This window comes from Pseudarthrobacter sp. PH31-O2, assembly GCF_030063265.1.
Taxonomy (GTDB): domain Bacteria; phylum Actinomycetota; class Actinomycetes; order Actinomycetales; family Micrococcaceae; genus Arthrobacter.
In genome coordinates this window covers 654,760-673,155 of the sequence record NZ_JASIST010000001.1, presented here as the reverse complement: position 1 = coordinate 673,155, position 18,396 = coordinate 654,760, and the positions used below count along the sequence as shown (strand labels likewise).

Sequence of the window (18,396 nt, the reverse complement as noted above, 5' to 3'; positions counted from 1 at the left end):
CCTTACTTGTTCTCGGCCGGGGCCGGGTTGCGGTCGTACTCTTCGCCGAGGAGGCCCGTGTTGCCATCCTGGCGCAGCTGCTCCAAGTGCGACTGGAATTCGGCTTCGGAAACGACCTTCACGCGGAACAGCATTTCGGAGTGGTACTCGCCGCAGAGTTCGGCGCACTTGCCGTCGTAGGTTCCCTCTTTAGTCGGGGTGAACCTGATGTAGTTGGTCTTCCCGGGAATCATGTCGCGCTTCTGCAGGAAGGCGGGAACCCAGAAAGAGTGGATGACGTCGCGGGCGTTCAGTTCCAGGTCAACGGACTTGTCCACGGGCAGGTACAGGGTGGGCAGCTTTTCCTTGTCCACATCGTTGCCCGTCAGGTGAGCCTGGACTCCGGCTTCGTGGACATCCTCCTGGATGACGTCGCCCTTTTTGTAGTTGAAGTCCCAGGCCCACTGCTTGCCGCGGACGTCAACGACAACGTCGGCAGGTACCGACCGGTTGTCGATGGCCTGCTGGTCGTTGTCAGTGAAGTAAAAGAAGACCAGAACCATAAACAGCGGGATCGTCAGGTAGAAAACCTCAAGGGGCAGATTGAAGCTGTTCTGCCGGGGGAACCCAACGGTGCCTTTACGGCGCCGGTAGGCGACGATGCACCAGATCATCAGGCCCCAGGTAATGACGCCTACAATCAGCGCGGCAATCCATGAGTTGACCCAGAGGTCCATGATGCGGTCAGTGTGGTTGGTGGTGCCACGCTCAGTGGGCAACCACCCTTTCTGTACCTCTGGTGAACATCCAGTCAAAGCCAACGCGCCGGCGAGTGCCAAGCCAGTGATCGTAGTGATCTGTTTGCGTCGGCTGCCGGTTCGGTTCTGCGAACTCACAGACGGCCCTTCCTACTTGTTGCTGTTGCCCCGGGCCGCAAAATCGCGGACGGGGCAGCCGAAAAGTTTTACTACTCGGTGTAGAGCTTACCGCTCCCCGCGAGTTTTCGCCCACATGTCCGCGCAGTGCGTCGGGACCTTTTTAAGGGCCCCGCTCGTTGTGGATCCTGCGGCACTAAGCCCGGGCGGATTCGCCGGCTTTAGTGGAAAGAATCGCCGCAGGCGCAGGACCCGCCGGCGTTGGGGTTGTCGATCGTAAAGCCCTGCTTAGAGATGGTGTCTTCGAAGTCGATGCTGGCTCCGCTGAGGTACGGCACACTCATTTTGTCGACCACAACTTCAACTCCGTCGTAGTCGCGGACGGCGTCGCCGTCGAGGAGCCGCTCATCGAAATAAAGCTGGTAGATCAGGCCGGAGCAACCGCCGGGCTGCACGGCCACGCGGAGGCGCAGATCGGTGCGGCCCTCCTGCTCCAGCAGGCTGCGGACCTTGCCGGCCGCCACGTCGGTCAGTTTGACCTCGTGCGCTGCCAGTTCCGTGCCCGCCTCGGCGGTGGTGTCGGTGCTGTTTTCATTGGTTGTAGTGCTCATGGCCTACCTTCTAACGACGGTGGTGGCGGCGCCGCTCCCGCGGCACCCGCCCCTACTTATACGGTACGGGCTATAGCTACATGCTACGTCGATCAGCCGTGTAGCTCTAACTCCTGAGCCAACCGTCCAAGCGGGCCGGATGTTCCCTGGACAGACACCCGGCCCGCCCGCCTAGGCCAGCCCGTCAGCGTTCAGCCGGGCCAGCATCAGGGCCTCCGCAACGATGGCGTTCCGGAAGTCGGCCAGGTGCAGGGATTCGTTCGCACTGTGCGCCCGGGAATCGGGATCCTCAACGCCAGTGACCAGGATCTGTACATCCGGGTACAGCTCAGTCAGATCCGCGATAAAGGGTATCGAACCGCCGATGCCGGTCTCCACCGCAGGGACGCCCCAGGCCTCGCCGAGCGCCCACATCGCGACGCTGGCCGCTTTGGAAGAGGTGTCCGTGAGGAAAGCGTTGCCGCTCTCCCCCGGGGTGAAGACCACGTGCGCGCCGAACGGCGCGTTGGCTTCGACATGCCGGCGGACGGCGTCCATCGCTTCGGCCGGGTCCTGTCCTGGGGCGAGCCGCAGGCTGAACTTGGCCCGCGCGCGCGGCAGCAGGGTGTTGGAGGCAACGTCGACCGCGGGGGCATCGAAGCCGATGATCGACAGTGCCGGTTTGGTCCACATCCGGGAGGCAATCGTGCCTGTGCCGGCGAGCCGGACGCCGTCGAGCACCGAAGCGTCTGCGCGGTATTCGGCTTCGGAAAGGTCCACAGCGACCTCGTCCCGGCTGACCAGCCCGTCGATGGCGACGTTCCCGTCGTCGTCGTGCAGAGTAGCAATCAGCCGCGACAGCAGCGTCGGAGCGTCCAGCACCGGGCCACCGAACATCCCCGAGTGGACGGCGTGGTCAAGGACCTTCACCTCGATAGTGCCGTCAACCAGGCCGCGGAGACTGGTGGTCAGGGCGGGAATGCCGACCTTCCAGTTGCTGGAGTCGGCCACTACAATCACGTCTGCGCGCAGCAGCTCCTGATGCGTTTCCAGGAAAGTCCGGAACGTTGGTGACCCGGCTTCCTCCTCGCCCTCGAAGAAGAAGGTCACGCCGAGGCCAAGTTCGTCGCCCAGCACGCGGGTCACGGCCGAGTAAGCAGCGATGTGGGCCATAATTCCGGCCTTGTCGTCGGCCGCGCCGCGTCCGTAGAGGCGCCCGTCGCGCTCGACGGCGGTGAACGGCTCGGTCGTCCACAGCGCCAGGTCGCCGGTGGGCTGCACATCGTGATGGGCGTAGAGCAGGATTGTCGGTTTGCCCGGGGCGGCCGGCCGGCGGGCGACGACGGCCGGCCCACCGGGCGTACCGTCCTCCTTGTCGCAACGCAAGGTCCGCACCTCTTCGAAGCCGGTGGCACGGACCAGCTGTGCGACGGCCTCGGCGCTGGCGTTCAACGGCGCAGGGTCAAAGCTGGGCCAGGCGATGCCCGGGATGGCGACGAGCTCCGTCAACTGGGCGATCGTCGTGTCGAACGTTTCGGTAACGGCTTGCCGGAGGGCTTCAGTGTCGACGTTTCCGACACGGCCAGGCACGGTTTTTGGGTTCCCCATGGGTGATGAAGTCATGGCCAAGACACTACCTGCGCCGTCGATCACTGCAAACCAGGCAGGGCCTATCGCATCGTGTGTGCGCTGGGTCTCGCGCCCTGCGCCCCGGGGTATTCTGTAGTGGTGTTTGGACGTAAAAAAGAAGCGCCATCGGCGCAGGACATTGTTGACCAGCAGGCGGCCGGGGCAAATGCCCGGGACGCCGCCCTCGGCAAGGGCGCGCCCACGCCCAAGCGCAGCGCGCAGGTGGCCGCCCGCAAGCGCCCGCTAGTGCCGGAGGACCGCAAGGCCTCCAAAGCCGCGGAACGCACGGCGGTCCAGGAGCAGCGGCTGAAAATGCGGCAGGCCATGGACACCGGCGACGAGAAGTACCTGCCGCTGCGGGACAAAGGTCCACAGAAGCGTTTCGCCCGCAACTATGTGGATGCCCGCTTCAGCCTTGGCGAGTACCTGATGTTCGGTGCGCTCCTCTTTGTGGTCATCTCGTTGCTGGTCCCCGCCTCCAGCGCCCAGATGATCTATGTCCTGGGCGGGTTTTGGGTAATGTTCCTGGCAGTCTTCGTCGACGTCTTTATCCTGTCCCGGAAGCTCAAGAAGCGCCTGGCGGAGAAGTTCGGCGACGTGGAGCGCGGGACCGTATGGTACGGCTCCATGCGCTCGCTGCAGTTCCGCCGCCTGCGCCTTCCCAAGCCCCTGGTCAAGCGCGGCGACTACCCGGCCTGATCCCCCTGCGCACCAGAGCCCCCGGCAGTTGGACTGCCGGGGGCTCTGTCGTCCCCGACCCGGGACACCCGGGCGGGAATGGGCCGCTTAACGCCGGGAGGGGTGCTTGGCCAGTTGCCGGTTGATGCGGGCGGCCCAAAATGGTCCTTCGTAAAGGAACGCCGTGTATCCCTGCACAAGGGTGGCGCCCGCGTCGAGCCGCTGCTGCACGTCCTGCGCCGTTTCGACCCCGCCGACCGAGATGAGTGCCAGTCTGCCGCCGGTTGCCGCCTTGAGCCTGGCCAGCACTTCCAACGACCGTTGCTTCAGCGGTGCCCCGGACAGCCCGCCGGCGCCGCAGGCTGCAACCTTGTCCGGACCCGCGGACAGCCCGGTCCGGGCAACGGTGGTGTTGGTGGCGATAATTCCGTCAAGTTTCAGGTCCAGGGCCAGGCGCGCGACGTCGTCGATGTCCTCATCGCTGAGGTCCGGGGCAATCTTGACCAGCAAGGGAACATGGCGCCCTGCAGCGTGGTCCGCGGCTTCCCCAACTGCCGTCAGCAGCGGGCCCAGCGTCTGAACGTCCTGCAGCAACCGCAGACCCGGGGTGTTCGGGGAGCTGACGTTGACCACGAGGTAATCGGCGGCGGGCGCCAGGCTGCGGGCGCTGATGAGGTAGTCGGCGGCCGCGTCCGAAAGTTCCACCACCTTGCTCTTGCCGATGTTGACCCCAATGACGGGGCGGACCCCCGGGTACCGGCGCTGCAGGGCGGCCCGGGCCGACTTCAGGCGGGGCGCCACGGCGGCGGCCCCGTCATTGTTGAAGCCCATCCGGTTGATCACTGCCCGGTCCTCGACCAAGCGAAAGAGCCGCGGAGCGGGGTTCCCAGGCTGGGCCTGGCCGGTGATGGTGCCAACCTCAACATGGCCAAAGCCCAGCTCGGTCAGGGCTTCGATTCCGTGACCCTCTTTGTCGAAGCCCGCCGCCAGGCCAAACGGCGACGGGAAGGTCAAGCCAAATGCCTGGGTCTTTAGTGACGCTGCCGGCACTGTGAACCGCTGGAGCACACGCCCCGCGCCGCAGCTGTGGACAAGCCGGATAGCCCGGAAGCCAATCTTGTGGGCGCGTTCGGCGTCCATCCATAAAAAGGCCAGTCGGAAGAATGTCGGATATACGCGCATGGCTCTAGTTTTGCGGTTGCGGCGGTCCAGACCAAACCCGTGTACTCCCTGGCGCTAGCATGAAGCCATGAGCAGAGACAATGGCGCCCCGACCCCGGTCCCTGTGCGGGCGGCCGGATCGGTGATCGACGCCGACGTCATCGTGGTGGGTGCAGGCCTTGCGGGCCTCGTGGCCGCGGCCCAGGCTTACGCCGCCGGCCGCCGGGTTGCCGTGCTCGACCAGGAACCCGCGGCCTCCGCCGGCGGCCAGGCACACTGGTCATTCGGCGGGCTGTTCCTCGTGGACTCCCCTGAACAGCGCCGTCTTGGCGTCAGGGACAGCGCCGGCCTTGCACTGGCCGACTGGATGTCCTCTGCCGCCTTCGACCGGAGCGAAGATACCCTGGCCATGGACTGGGCCGCCGCGTACGTGGACTTCGCCGCAGGGGAAAAACGTGCCTGGCTCGCTTCGCTGGGGGTGAAGTTGTTCCCGCTCGTGCAATGGGCCGAACGCGGCGGGTACGGCCCCGACGGCCATGGCAACACGGTGCCGCGTTTCCACGTCGTTTGGGGCACCGGGCCGGCCCTGGTGGCGCCGTTCCTGGCAAAGCTGCGAGAAGGCGAGGCCTCGGGGCGGGTCACCTTCCACTTCCGCCACCGCGCCGCCGACCTGGTGACCGTGGCGGGACGAGTCACTGGTGTGCACGGCGAGATCCTGGAACCCAGCGGTGCGGCCCGCGGCGAAGCCTCCTCGCGCGTCGCCGTCGGCAGCTTTGAAGCATCAGGCGCCGCAATAGTGGTGACCACCGGCGGGATCGGCGGCAACCACACCACCGTCCGGCAGCAGTGGCCGGACGGCCGGGCACCCGGGACGATGCTGAGCGGCGTGCCGGCGTCCGTTGATGGCGAGTTCCTGGCTGCCGCTGCCCGCGCCGGAGGCCGGCTCATTAATGGGGACCGGATGTGGCACTACCCCGAAGGGATCCGGAATCATTCGCCGGTCTGGCCACAGCACGGAATCCGGATCCTGCCCGGACCCTCATCGCTGTGGCTTGACGCCAGCGGACAGATGCTCCCAGCTCCCCTGTTTCCGGGGTTCGACTCGCTGGGGGCTCTGCGCCACATCCTGGGAACGGGCCACGAGCATTCCTGGTTCGTCCTGAACAGGACCATCGCCCGCAAGGAGTTTGCGCTCTCCGGCTCAGAACAAAATCCCGACCTCACCGGCAAGGACCTCCGCTTGCTGGCGTCCCGGCTCGGGCCCGGGAACGACAGCCCACTGCAGCGCTTCCTGGACCGCGGGGTCGACTTCCTGCAGGCGGACACTCCCGCCGGGCTGGCGGCCGCCATGAACTCGCTCACCGGCCTGCCGCTGGTTGACCCGGCCGGGCTGGACCGGCTGATTCGGTCCCGGGACCGGCAGTTCGACAGCGGACTGGGCAAAGACCCGCAACTCGCTGCCATTCGCGCCGCCCGGCGATTCACCACCGACAAGGTCATGCGGGTGGCTCCGCCGCACCGGATGCTGGACCCCCGGCACGGGCCGCTGCTGGCGGTCCGGCTCTCGGTGCTGACCCGCAAAAGTCTGGGCGGGCTCCACACAGATCTGCAGTCCCGGGTCCTCGATGGTGCCGGGCAGCCTGTCCCCGGACTTTTCGCCGCCGGGGAAGCTGCCGGCTTCGGCGGCGGCGGCATCCACGGCTACCGCGCCCTAGAGGGGACCTTCCTCGGCGGCTGCCTCTTTTCCGGCCGATCGGCCGGGCGCGCCGCGGCGTCGGCGGTATAGATGCCGGCCGTGGAGTGGGTGGCCGATATTCTGGGCGGCGATTTCGAAGCCTGCACGTTCCCGGCGGCCGGTCCGGACGGCGTCGAACGGAACGCCACACTGGTCCGGCACGTTGCCGGGGCCGGAGCGGGTTCGACTGGAGGGGACACGGCCCGGGCCGTGCTCTTCCTGCATGGTTGGAGCGACTATTTTTTTAACGCCGAGCTCGCCCGATTCTGGACCCGCCGGGGTTTCGCATTTTTTGCCCTCGACATGCACAATCACGGACGGAGCCTGCGTGCGGGCGCGCCCGGCGGCTATGTGGCCGATCTCGCTGACTACGACGCCGAGATCACCGCGGCGATCGGGATCATCACCGCACTCCACCCCGGGGCGGACGGCCCGCCGGCGCTGGCGCTGATGGGCCATTCGACCGGCGGGCTGATAGCGGCGCTGTGGGCAAGCCGGCACCCGCGTGTGGTCTCTCAGTTGGTCCTGGACAGCCCATGGCTGGAAATGCACGGCAGCCCCGCCCTACGCCGTGCGGCCCGGGCCATGGTGGATCCGCTCGCGCGTTTCCGGCCGGAAGCCGTCATCCGGCTTCCGGAACGCGCTTTCTACTGGCGCAGCATCAGCAGCGCGGCCGAGGGCGAATGGGCTCTCGATGACCGTTACCGCCCGCCCCGGGCCTTCCCCGTCCGCGCCGGCTGGCTCAGTGCCGTCCTTGCCGGCCAAACGAGGGTGGCACGGGGACTGAACATCACCGCCCCCATCCTCGTGCTGATCTCCGGGGCCAGCGCCAACGGCATGTTCTGGAAGGAATCGATGCGCCGCACCGACGCCGTTCTGGACGTTAACACCATCGCCCTGCGTGCCTTGAGCCTGGGCCGGAGCATCACTCTGGAAAGGATCGACGGCGCGCTGCATGATGTGTTCCTCTCCGCCCCGCCCGTCCGGGCCGACGCCTACGCCCGGCTGTCCCGCTGGCTCCGGGCCTACGGTCCGGACAATGGCAGCACCGGATGAACCGTCCCCTGGTGACCCAGCTTTGGCGGCAGGACGTGCTGGGGGCCCGCTTTGAGAGCCTCGAGCTGCCCTTGTCCTCCGACGACGAAGGACCCGTTGTCGCGACCCTGGTGCGGCATGCCCGCCCGGGCGCAGGTGCGGCCCCCACCGCGGTCCACAGCCCGGATGTCCCGGGCATCCGGGCTCCGGAGAAGGTGGTCCTCTACCTCCACGGCTGGGCTGACTATTTCCTGCAGGCCGAGCTCGCCGATCACCTCGTTGCCAGCGGCTTCCACTTCTACGCCCTGGACCTTCGGAAATTCGGACGCAGCCTCCGGGACTGGCAAACCCCCGGCTACACGGCCGACCTGGCAGTCTACGACGAGGACATTGCGGCGGCGCTGGCAGCGATCGGCTCCGACATCGCCGGCCGCACCGGCAGCTCCGCAGACCCGACGATGCACCTGCTCGCGCATTCCCTCGGCGGCCTCGTGGCGGCGCTGTGGGCGGACCGGAATCCGGGGAAGCTGGGCACCCTGATCCTCAATGCACCCTGGCTGGAACTGCAGGGCAGCAGCCTGATCCGGAACATCGCGATGCATTTGGTGGAACCGTTGGCGCGCACCGACCCGCGCCGGCCGCTGCTCCTGCCCAGCATGCCCGGCTACTGGGACAGCGTGAGCGGCACGGCGCACGGCGAATGGGCTGTGGATCCCGCGTGGCGGCCCAGGGAGTCGTTCCCCGTCAGGCCGGGCTGGACGAAGGCGGTCATGGCAGGCCACGCGGCCGTGGCGCGGCGGCTCGACATCACGTCGCCGGTGCTGGTGATGCTGTCAGGACGAACCCGGATCCAGGCCGAATGGTCAGAGGAACTCACGGACGTCGACGCCGTCATCGATGTGGAGGAAACGGCGCGCCGGGCGCTCGGCCTGGGCCGCCGGGCGGCCGTCTTCCGCTACCCGGGAGCGATCCACGACATCTTCCTTTCCCGCCGTGCTGTGCGGCGGGAGGCCTACGACGATCTGGTGCTCTGGCTCAGCCTGTACCCGGGCTGACTGACCCTGCACCCGCGCAGCGGGCTGCCGGACCCGCGGTCAGGCCGGCCCGGCAGGGGCAGCCGCGTCCACTGCGCCGCCGTAGCGGCGGTCCCGCTGGGCATAGATTTCGACGGCGTCCCACAGGGTACGCCTGTCCACGTCCGGCCAGAGTGTGTCCATAAAGACGAACTCCGCGTAGGCCGACTGCCAGAGCATGAAGTTCGAGAGCCGCTGCTCCCCGGAGCTGCGCAGGAACAGGTCAACGTCGGGCAAATCGGGCTCGTCCAGGAATCTCTGGATCGTCTTTTCGGTGATGGCGCCCGGCTTGAGCCGCCCGGCCGCCACCTCTTCCGCGATGGCGGACACCGCATCGGCGATCTCGGCACGGCCGCCGTAGTTAACACACATGTTCAAGGTGCAGGTGCTGTTTCCACGGGTGAAGTCCTCCGCCTCCTCCAGCTCGCGGATCACCGAGCCCCACAGCCTGGGCCGTCGGCCGGACCAGCGGATGCGGACACCCCAGTCATCGAGCTGGTTGCGCTGGCGTCGTAGCACGTCCTTGTTAAATCCCATCAGGAAGCGCACTTCTTCGGGCGAGCGGCGCCAGTTCTCGGTGGAAAAGGCATACACGCTGACGTACTCAATGCCCAGCTCGATGGCCCCGGCCACCACATCCAGCAAGGCAGGCTCCCCCGCTTTGTGTCCTTCGATCCGGGGCAGGCCCCGCTGGTTGGCCCAGCGGCCGTTGCCGTCCATCACAATGGCGACGTGCCGCGGGATGAACTCCGCGGGGATGGCCGGGGCGACGGCCCCGGAGGCGTGCGGATAAGGGCTCACCACCGGGGTGCTCCGCTGCCGGACCGGACTCTTCTTTTTAGCAAATGCCGCGTTTTTACCCAAGGCCACAGTTACGTTCGCTCCACATGTTTGAGGGACTTAAGGACACGTTCCAGATGCCACTGCAGGTAGCTCGCCACCAGACCCGCAGCCTCGCGCCGATGCACGGAGAACGAGGCGTCCGCCGTCGTCCAGTTCCCCGTCAGCAGGGCGCCGAGCAGCACAACGGTCTCCGCGGCGGGAGCCGGGGATCCCGGCGGCCGGCAATCCGCGCACACCATGCCGCCAAGCGGCGCCGAGAACGCATTGTGCGGACCGCGGGCCCCGCAGCGCGCGCAGTCCGTAAAACTCGGTGCCCAGCCTCCGGTGGCGAGGGCCCGCAGCAGGTAGGAATCGAGAATGAGCTCCGGGGTGTGGTCGCCGCGGCTCAGCGATGCCAGGGCACCGACCAGGAGGTTATATTGGGCCGTGCCCGCTTCGCCGTCGACGTCGGTGAGTTTCTCCGCCGTCTCGGTCATGGCTGCCGCGACGGTGTACCGCCCGTAGTCCGCGGCGATGTTTCCGCCGTAGACGCCCTTGGCCACGGCTTGGGTGACAATATCGAGGCTGCGACCGGAAATCAGCTGCAGGTCCGCGACCATAAAGGGTTCCAGCCGGGCGCCGAAGCGGCTGCTGGTGCGCCGGATTCCCTTGGCCACCGCACGGACCTGGCCGTGGTGCTTGGTCAGGATGGTGATGATCCGGTCTGCTTCGCCCAGCTTGTGGGTACGCAGCACAACGCCGTCATCACGGTAGGCGCGGGAGGAAAAGGAGGATGGTTGGGCCACGGTTAATCTTCGCACTGTCGTTGACGGAATCGCTGCCGTTGTGGAAAGCAGCACTGCGCCGCCGGAGGATCCGGCGGCGCAGTTGCCCGCCGTTTAGGCGCGGGCGTCCCGGACGGCCCGGTTCACGGCCGAGATCACGGCCTTGAGCGAGGAGGTGGACGTGTTGGCGTCGATCCCAACGCCCCACAGCACCCGTTCCCCCACGGCGCATTCGACGTATGCCGCAGCGAGGGCGCTGCCGCCTTCGGAGAGGGCGTGTTCGCTGTAGTCCAGCACCCGGACGTCGACGCCGTCTTCGCGCAGGATGCTCAGCAGCGCGGCGATCGGGCCGTTTCCGGTACCGGTGCGGTGGACCGGGGTTCCGTCGACCTTGAGCGCGGCGTGCAGCGTCATGGAGCCGGCTTCGTCCGTCTCGGTGCTGAATGAGCCCAGCGCGTAGCGCCCCCACTGGGCGTCGGCCGCGCCGGAGGGCAGGTACTCGTCCTGGAAGACCTGCCAAAGCTGAGCCCCGCTGACTTCGCCGCCCACGGTATCCGTCTGTTTCTGAATGACACCGGAGAACTCGATCTGGGCACGCCGTGGCAGGTCCAGGTTGTGCTCGTTTTTCAGCAGGTACGCGACGCCGCCCTTGCCGGACTGCGAATTGACCCGGATGACGGCCTCGTAACTGCGGCCCAGGTCCTTCGGGTCGACCGGCAGGTACGGGACCTGCCAGGGGTACTCGGCCACGTCCTTGCCGGCGGCAGCGGCGTCCTTTTCGAGCGCTTCGAGACCCTTTTTAATTGCGTCCTGGTGCGAGCCGGAGAATGCTGTGAAGACGAGGTCCCCGCCGTAAGGCGTACGTTCCGCTACGGGCAGTTGGTTGCAGTACTCCACCGTGCGGCGCACCTCGTCGATATCGGAGAAATCAATCATCGGGTCGACGCCCTGGACGAACATGTTCAGGCCCAGGGTCACCAGATCCACATTTCCGGTCCGTTCCCCGTTCCCGAACAGGCAGCCTTCGATCCGGTCCGCGCCGGCCAGGTAGCCCAGCTCCGCCGCGGCGACGCCGGTGCCGCGGTCATTGTGCGGGTGCAGGGACAAGATGATGCCCTCCCGCGGGTGCAGGTTGCGGCTCATCCACTCGATGGAGTCGGCGTAGACGTTGGGGGTGGCCATTTCCACCGTGGCCGGCAGGTTGATGATGACCTGGCTGTCGGCGGAGGCCTCGAAGACATCGGCGATGGCGTTGCACACCCGGACGGCGTATTCCAGCTCGGTTCCGGTGAACGATTCCGGCGAATACTCGTAGGTGATGTGGGTGTCCTGCAGGGTCTCTTCATACTTCTTGCACAGCCGCGCGCCCTGCAGGGCAATGTCCAGGATGCCGTCTTCGTCCTGATTAAAGACCACCCGGCGCTGCAGGACCGAGGTCGAGTTGTACAGGTGCACGATGGCCTGCCTGGCGCCGGCGAGGGATTCATACGTCCGCTCGATGAGGTGCTCCCGGGCCTGGGTCAGGACCTGGATTGTGACGTCCTCGGGGATGTGGTTGCCCTCGATGAGCTGACGGACGAAGTCGAAGTCGGTCTGCGACGCGGACGGAAACCCGACCTCGATTTCCTTGTAACCCATCCGGACCAGCAGTTGGAACATCTTCAGCTTGCGGGCGGGACTCATCGGGTCGATCAGGGCCTGGTTGCCGTCACGCAGGTCCACTGCGCACCAGCGCGGGGCCTTCGTGATGACCTTGTCCGGCCAGGTGCGGTCCGGCAGTTCTACCGTGATCAGGTCCTGGAACGGGACGTAGCGGTGAACTGGCATTCCTGAGGGCTTTTGTGCGTTTCGCATTACAATCGGGGCCTTTTCTGTGATTCCTGGTGAAAGGGTGGCCGGGCAACACAAACTCCGCAGCGAGGGTGGGCCTTGCGCTAGATCGCGTCTGAGGCCTCGCCGCGGCAGCTAAGAAGGAGCAGTTCTGCGCGCACCATGTCACAGTAACACGGGTGCGTAAGATGAAGGAGCCATACCTTCTCAACGTCCACCATGCAGACCGGCTTCCTTCGCAAGGCGGCGCCGGGCTGCCTCTCAGAGGAGCATCCGTGCCACTTTCGGGAATCAACCTGTCCACTATCGACGCCACTGTCCGGCCTCAGGATGACTTGTACCAGAACATTAACGGCACCTGGCTCAAGAGCATCCAGATCCCGGATGACCGGTCCCTGGAAGGGACGTTCACGGCGTTGCGGGACGGCTCGGAACTGGCGGTGCGGGAGATCATCGGGGACGCGGCCGCCCGTGGCGCGGAGTCGACCGGGATCGAGCAGAAGATCGGCGACCTCTACAACAGCTTTATGGACGAGGACGCGGTGGAATCAAAGGGACTGGAGCCGATCCGCCAGCGGCTCGCCGACGTGTTCGCCACACCGTCGGTCGCCGAACTCGTAGCGCTTGCCGGGCGCCTGTTCCGGGCGGACGTGGACGGCCTGTTCTACATCTATCCCGCTCCCGACGCCGGAAACCCGGACCGGGTCCTGCTGTACACCGGCCAGGGCGGGCTGGGCCTGCCGGATGAGTCGTATTACCGCGACGAGAAGTTCGCACCGGTGGTCCAGGCATACACGGACCATGTGGCAAACGTTTTCGCCCTGGCCGGTGTCGCCGGACCGGCGGACGCGGCCGGCCGGGTTGTGGCTCTGGAGACGGCCCTGGCTTCGCACCACTGGGACAAGGTCACGCTGCGGAATCCGCAGAAGACCTACAACCTGAAGTCAGCCGATGAGGCGTCGCAGCTCTTCCCGCTCCTGGCCACGTGGTTCGACGCCGCCGCAATCGCGCCGGAGAAACGCACCGAACTCGTTGTGAGCACCCCTGACTTCTTTGCCGGCGCAGCGTCTCTGCTGGACTCGGAGCCGCTGTCAGTCTGGCAGGAGTGGCTCGCATTGCGGGTCATCAGCTCGGCCGCTCCCTACCTCTCCGCCGCTTTCGTCGATGCGCATTTCTCCTTCTACGGCACCACCCTGAGCGGTACGCCCCGCAATAAGGACCGCTGGAAGCGGGGGGTCGCCGCCGTCGAGGCCGCATTGGGCGAGGCGGTCGGGCAGATCTACGTTGCCCGGCACTTCCCGGAAACCCACAAGGCGAGGATGGAGTCGCTGGTATCGAACCTGATCGAGGCGTACCGTGAATCCATTACCGGCCTGTCCTGGATGGGTGCAGAAACCAAACGGGAGGCGCTGAAGAAACTCGATTCGTTTCGGGCCAAAATCGGCTACCCCGACAAGTGGATCGACTATTCCGCAGTGCAGATCGATCCGTCGGATCTGCTGGGAAATGTGGAGCGCGCGCACAGTGCCGACGTCGACAGGCACCTCGATGAGGTGGGACAGCCGGTGGACCGGGACAAATGGCTGATGACGCCCCAGACCGTAAACGCCTACTACCACCCGCTGCTCAATGAGATCGTGTTCCCGGCAGCCATCCTGCAGCCGCCGTTCTTCACCGCTGACGCCGACGATGCGGTCAACTACGGCGGCATCGGTGCGGTAATCGGCCACGAGATCGGCCACGGCTTCGATGACCAGGGCTCGCAGTACGACGGAAGCGGCCTGCTGCGCAACTGGTGGACCGAAGACGACCGGACGGCGTTTGAATCGCTGACTTCCCGGCTGGTGGCCCAGTTCGATGCGCTCTCCCCCAATGCAGCGCCCGGGCACACCGTAAACGGGAAACTGACTCTCGGCGAAAATATCGGCGATCTGGGCGGGCTGACAATTGCTTACAAGGCGTACCTGATCAGCCTCGACGGCCAGGAGCCGCCGGTGCTGGACGGCCTGACCGGCGTGCAGCGCTTCTTTGCGTCCTGGGCTGCCGGCTGGCGCCAGGCCATCCGGACCGAGGAAGCGGTCCGCCGGCTCGCCACGGACCCGCACTCGCCCAACGAGTTCCGCACCAACCAGATCGCCATGAACCTCGACGCCTTCCATGAGGCCTTTGGCACAACGGAGCAGGACGGTATGTGGATGCCGGCCACCGAACGCGTCAGCATCTGGTAGGCGCCCTTCCCGGTTGAGCTAACCGTGCTAGCGCGTGACCAGGAACGGGTTGGCCTGCTGGCAGACGACGTCCCCGGCTGTCTGATTCACGATGTCCGCGGGTAGTTGCACCGGGGCGTCAGCGCCCGCAGCGCCGCCCACAAGGTCGCTGCCCAGATACACCTGCACACCGTTTACACCGGCGGCCGGGAGCACCTGCGCCGCCGGGACACCCAGCAGCGTGGCCACGTCCGCGGCAACGTCTTCGAATCCCGCGCCGTAGTAAACCGCTGTCGTAACGACGGCCGGGGCGGCAAGCTGGGCAAGCTGGCTGAAACCGCCTGCTGTGAGGGACTTGATGATTTCCTGGCTCCGCGCAGGGACCCCTGAACCGTTGGCCACTGTAACGGGCTGGACCGCCTTGTCATAAGCAGGGGCAGGTGGGCTGGTACTCGGCGCCGCGCTGGCGGTTGCACTCGCATCCGGTGAACCCGACGGGGTGGGCGTCGCCGTCGGGTCGGTCAAATCGATGTCCTTGCGCATCGCTGCGAAGAGCTGCGAGGCTGCGGGTTCGGCCAGGTCCAGCCGGTTCGGGTCGCTGGCGGCCGGCATGGTGGGAACAGCGACAAAGGCGATCTTGCCAACGTCGATATTCTTCAGCCGGTTTCCGACCGTCAAGAGAGTCGGGACCGACGCCATGCCCTCATCGATTGTGAGGTTCTTGGTGACGACGTCTGCGATCTGAAGCATCTGGGCGGGGTTGGAGAGCGTGCCGTCGTCCTTGATTTTGCGGACCAGGGAGGACAGGAAGCCCTGCTGCCCCTTGATTCGGCCGAGGTCGCCGCCGTCGGCGAAGGCGTGGCGGGCCCGGAGGAACGCCAGCGCCTGTTCGCCCTGGACCTTCGAGGTGCCCTTGGGCAGCCGGAGTCCCGAATCGGGGTCGAAGACGGCGTCGCTGATGCAGACATCCACACCGCCGACGGTGTTGGAGAGTTCCTTGACCGAATCAAAGTCCGCCATCATAAAGTGGTCGATCTCCAGGCCGGTGAGCTTGTTGACGGTGTCGACGGCGCAACCGATGCCGGCCTCCGACATCGCCGAGTTGATCATAACGTTTTGCCGGGCCGGGAACTCCTGCTTCGTTTTCTGGTCGGTGCATTTCGGCGTATCCACGAGCAAGTCGCGCGGAAAGCTCACGACGTTGACGCGCTTGTTGTCTGCGGAAATGTCCATCAGCATCATAACGTCCGAGTTGCCGTAACCGGTCGAATCCTCGGGGCCGCCGTACTGGGAGTTCTTGCCGTCGCGTGTGTCTGAGCCAAGGATGAGGATCTGCATCCGGTCCCGCGCGTCGTCCACCACGGGCTCGGTTTTATCACTGCCGGCGCCCAACGACGCCTTGCTGATGTTGCCCTGCAAACGAATCGCCCAGTAGGCGCCGAAGGCAATAACGCCGACCAGCAGGACGGAGACCACTGCAGTCCCGATCTTCAGCCAGCCGGGCAATCGCCGGGGCGCACCCATATGCCGCGCCGGTCCCACTGCGGGATCGACCGTATGCCGGGCAGCAGACCCGGACGGGACCGGGGATCCGGTACCGTCCTGGCGGTCTTCTCGGGGTCGAGACACTATGGAGCCTACTTTCACAACAGGGATCAGGCCATTTTAGAGTCCGAATCTGGGAAATCCCCGATGGCGGGTTCTTTGGGAGCGGCGGAGAGCGGACGGGCGGCTAGAAGCCGAGCTTCACCAGCTGCTTCGGATCCCGCTGCCAGTCCTTGGCAACCTTCACGTGCAAATCGAGGTAGATCCGGGCGCCGAGCAGCGCCTCGATCGCCTTACGGGCTGTTGTGCCGACGTCACGCAGCCGCGCGCCGCCCTTGCCGATGATGATGGCCTTCTGCGAAGAACGCTCCACATAGAGGTTGACCCGGACATCAAGGAACGGCCTGTCCTCGGGGCGTCCTTCACGCGGGACAATCTCATCAACCACCACGGCAAGGGAGTGCGGCAGCTCGTCGCGGACGCCTTCGAGGGCAGCTTCGCGGATGAGTTCGGCAATCATAACGGCTTCAGGTTCGTCCGTCAGGTGCCCGTCGGGGTAAAGCGGCGGCGACGCCGGCATCTGGCTGATCAGGACGTCGGCAAGGGTCTCGACCTGGAACCCGTCGGCGGCGGAAACCGGGACGATGTCCTTCCAGCCGTCCTCGCCGAGAACTTCCCGGCCCAGCGCAGCAACGGCAAGAAGCTGCTCGGTCAGAGCCTGGCGGTCCACCGTGTCGGCTTTCGTAACGACGGCGATGACGGGCTTATTGCCGATGGCCGAAAGCTGGGCCGCGATGAACTTGTCGCCCGGACCGATCTTCTCGTTGGCCGGCAGGCAGAAGCCGATCGCGTCGACCTCGGCGAGGGTGTCGGCGACGAGCTCGTTCAGCCTCTTCCCCAGCAGGGTGCGCGGCCGGTGCAGGCCCGGGGTGTCCACCAGGATCAGTTGCGCGTCATCCCGGTGCACGATGCCACGGATGGTGTGGCGCGTGGTCTGCGGCTTGGCCGAGGTGATCGCGACCTTCTGGCCGACCAACGCGTTGGTGAGGGTCGATTTGCCGGTGTTGGGCCGGCCGACGAGCACCGCGAAACCGGCGCGGTAGCCGCCGTGGGCTGCTTCGACGTCGGACTTATTCTGCTTGCTCACGTGAGACTCCCTGTTGGATTGGTGCGGCCTCGTCGAGAAGGTCTTCAAGGTCAGTTTCTACTTTTGGTACGGCGTCCGCAATGATGTGGCTGACGCGGTTCCGCCGGCCCTCGAGCCGGTCGGCACGCAGCCTCAGCCCGTGGACTTCGACGGTACTGCCGACGATCGGCACCCGCCCGAGGGCCTTGGCGAGCAGGCCGCCCACGGTGTCCACTTCGTCGTCCTCAAGCTCCAGGTCGAAAAGTTCGCCGAGATCTTCAATGCTCATCCGAGCACTGACCCGGTAGCTTCCGTCGCCGAGTTCCACGGCTTCGGCGCTCTCGGTGTCGTATTCGTCGACGATTTCGCCGACAATTTCCTCGATCAGGTCCTCAAGCGTAACGAGCCCGGCGGTACCGCCGTACTCATCGATCACGATCGCGACGTGCGTCGATTCCTTCTGCAGTTCGCGCAGCAGTTCGCTCACCGCCTTGGAGTCCGGCACGTAGCGCACTTCCCGGGCAAGTTCGTCAACCACGGGGGGAACCTCGTCGGCCCCGAGATTGTGAATGACCGAGGCAACATCCTTCAGATAGACGATGCCCAGCACCTGGTCGGTGTTCTCCCCGATGACCGGGATCCTGGAATAGCCCGAGAGCAGGAACAGTGACATGGCCCGGTGCAGGCTCGAGCCGGAATCGATACTGAGGATGTCGGTGCGGGGCACCATCACTGAGCGGACCAGTGTGTCGCCGAAGTCGAACACCGACTGGATCAGCTCGGCTTCGTTGTCCTCGATCACGTCCGATTCCGTGGCACGGTCCACCAGCTCACGGAATTCCTCTTCGCTGAAGAACGCCTCGTTGTCGGCGGGGGCTCCCGGGGCCACCGCACTGCCGAGGGTCACAAGCCAGCCGGGAATAGGTCCCAGCACCCAGCACAGCCAGCGGATCACCGGTGCGCTGAAGCGGACCAGACCCGCCGAATGCACCCGGCCGAGCTGACGCGGGGACACACCAACAATCACGAAGCCCAGCAGGGCCATCACTCCCGTGGCGATAAGGCCGGACAGCCAGACGTTGTCGAGCAAACTGGTCAACAACACGGTGACGGCAACCGCAGAGGCCGTATCGAACCAGATGCGCCAGAAACGCAGTGCCCGCATGTGCGCCACCGGCTGCGCCATGATCCGTTTCAACGCCGAACCGCGGCTGTTCAGGATCGCGGCTTCGGCGTCGTGCCGGGAAAGATAATTGAAAGCCGATTCGGCCGCGGTCAGGAAGGCGGCAAAACTCAGGAATACAAGAGCCATGCCGGCAACGATCA

15 protein-coding genes are annotated in these 18,396 nt (G+C 65.9%); 5 read left to right on the top strand and 10 right to left on the bottom strand.

Annotated features, from left to right (window positions below; all coding sequences use genetic code 11):
* Positions 1-2: 2 nt before the first annotated feature.
* The 3 genes from ctaC to QMG72_RS03020 all read right to left on the bottom strand — a co-directional run bounded on the left by ctaC (position 3) and on the right by QMG72_RS03020 (position 3,067).
* Entirely contained in the window at positions 3-875 is an 873-nt protein-coding gene (gene ctaC / locus QMG72_RS03030; RefSeq protein WP_253032724.1) for an aa3-type cytochrome oxidase subunit II, read from the bottom strand.
* Between the two features lie 200 nt (positions 876-1,075).
* Positions 1,076-1,465, bottom strand: a complete 390-nt coding sequence (locus QMG72_RS03025) for a HesB/IscA family protein (protein WP_226775181.1) — start codon at positions 1,463-1,465, stop codon at positions 1,076-1,078.
* Between the two features lie 171 nt (positions 1,466-1,636).
* Positions 1,637-3,067: a dipeptidase gene (locus QMG72_RS03020; protein ID WP_282360634.1), complete on the bottom strand. Its 1,431-nt coding sequence runs from the start codon at positions 3,065-3,067 to the stop codon at positions 1,637-1,639.
* Positions 3,068-3,172: 105 nt separating this feature from the next.
* Between QMG72_RS03020 and QMG72_RS03015 the strand changes: the two genes are divergently transcribed.
* Positions 3,173-3,772 (top strand): DUF3043 domain-containing protein, encoded by a 600-nt coding sequence (locus tag QMG72_RS03015; protein WP_226775179.1) that lies wholly within the window; start codon positions 3,173-3,175, stop codon positions 3,770-3,772.
* Between the two features lie 87 nt (positions 3,773-3,859).
* Here QMG72_RS03015 and QMG72_RS03010 read toward each other — a convergent pair whose 3' ends face one another.
* Positions 3,860-4,933 (bottom strand): quinone-dependent dihydroorotate dehydrogenase, encoded by a 1,074-nt coding sequence (locus QMG72_RS03010; RefSeq protein WP_283479615.1) that lies wholly within the window; start codon positions 4,931-4,933, stop codon positions 3,860-3,862.
* Positions 4,934-5,000: 67 nt separating this feature from the next.
* Between QMG72_RS03010 and QMG72_RS03005 the strand changes: the two genes are divergently transcribed.
* From QMG72_RS03005 to QMG72_RS02995, 3 genes are read left to right on the top strand one after another with little or no spacing between them, the layout of a single operon-like run.
* Complete coding sequence (locus tag QMG72_RS03005) at positions 5,001-6,698, top strand: FAD-binding dehydrogenase (protein ID WP_283479614.1); 1,698 nt, start codon at positions 5,001-5,003, stop codon at positions 6,696-6,698.
* 9 nt (positions 6,699-6,707) lie between these two features.
* Entirely contained in the window at positions 6,708-7,703 is a 996-nt protein-coding gene (locus tag QMG72_RS03000) for an alpha/beta hydrolase (protein ID WP_226775176.1), read from the top strand.
* Positions 7,700-8,737 (top strand): alpha/beta hydrolase, encoded by a 1,038-nt coding sequence (locus tag QMG72_RS02995; RefSeq protein WP_226775175.1) that lies wholly within the window; start codon positions 7,700-7,702, stop codon positions 8,735-8,737. The genes QMG72_RS03000 and QMG72_RS02995 overlap by 4 nt, the downstream gene beginning before the upstream one ends.
* A gap of 39 nt (positions 8,738-8,776) precedes the next feature.
* Here the strand turns inward: QMG72_RS02995 and QMG72_RS02990 are convergent, their stop codons facing one another.
* The 3 genes from QMG72_RS02990 to leuA all read right to left on the bottom strand — a co-directional run bounded on the left by QMG72_RS02990 (position 8,777) and on the right by leuA (position 12,216).
* Positions 8,777-9,556 (bottom strand): isoprenyl transferase, encoded by a 780-nt coding sequence (locus QMG72_RS02990; protein ID WP_502913745.1) that lies wholly within the window; start codon positions 9,554-9,556, stop codon positions 8,777-8,779.
* Between the two features lie 71 nt (positions 9,557-9,627).
* Positions 9,628-10,383 (bottom strand): DNA repair protein RecO, encoded by a 756-nt coding sequence (recO, locus tag QMG72_RS02985; RefSeq protein ID WP_282360630.1) that lies wholly within the window; start codon positions 10,381-10,383, stop codon positions 9,628-9,630.
* A gap of 93 nt (positions 10,384-10,476) precedes the next feature.
* The gene (gene leuA, locus QMG72_RS02980; RefSeq protein ID WP_226775173.1) at positions 10,477-12,216 is read right to left on the bottom strand and encodes a 2-isopropylmalate synthase; all 1,740 of its coding nucleotides are present in this window, start codon (positions 12,214-12,216) and stop codon (positions 10,477-10,479) included.
* 251 nt (positions 12,217-12,467) lie between these two features.
* Here leuA and QMG72_RS02975 point away from each other — a divergent pair, with 251 nt between their 5' ends.
* A complete protein-coding gene (locus QMG72_RS02975) occupies positions 12,468-14,420 on the top strand; it encodes a M13 family metallopeptidase (protein WP_226775172.1) in 1,953 nt (650 codons plus the stop codon).
* Between the two features lie 27 nt (positions 14,421-14,447).
* Here QMG72_RS02975 and QMG72_RS02970 read toward each other — a convergent pair whose 3' ends face one another.
* The 3 genes from QMG72_RS02970 to QMG72_RS02960 form a co-directional block, all read right to left on the bottom strand.
* A complete protein-coding gene (locus QMG72_RS02970; RefSeq protein ID WP_282360627.1) occupies positions 14,448-16,028 on the bottom strand; it encodes an LCP family protein in 1,581 nt (526 codons plus the stop codon).
* Positions 16,029-16,131: 103 nt separating this feature from the next.
* Positions 16,132-17,091, bottom strand: a complete 960-nt coding sequence (gene era, locus QMG72_RS02965) for a GTPase Era (protein WP_226775170.1) — start codon at positions 17,089-17,091, stop codon at positions 16,132-16,134.
* Positions 17,075-18,382 (bottom strand): hemolysin family protein, encoded by a 1,308-nt coding sequence (locus tag QMG72_RS02960; protein WP_256446875.1) that lies wholly within the window; start codon positions 18,380-18,382, stop codon positions 17,075-17,077. Before QMG72_RS02960 ends, era begins: the two co-directional genes overlap by 17 nt.
* Positions 18,383-18,396: the final 14 nt, after the last annotated feature.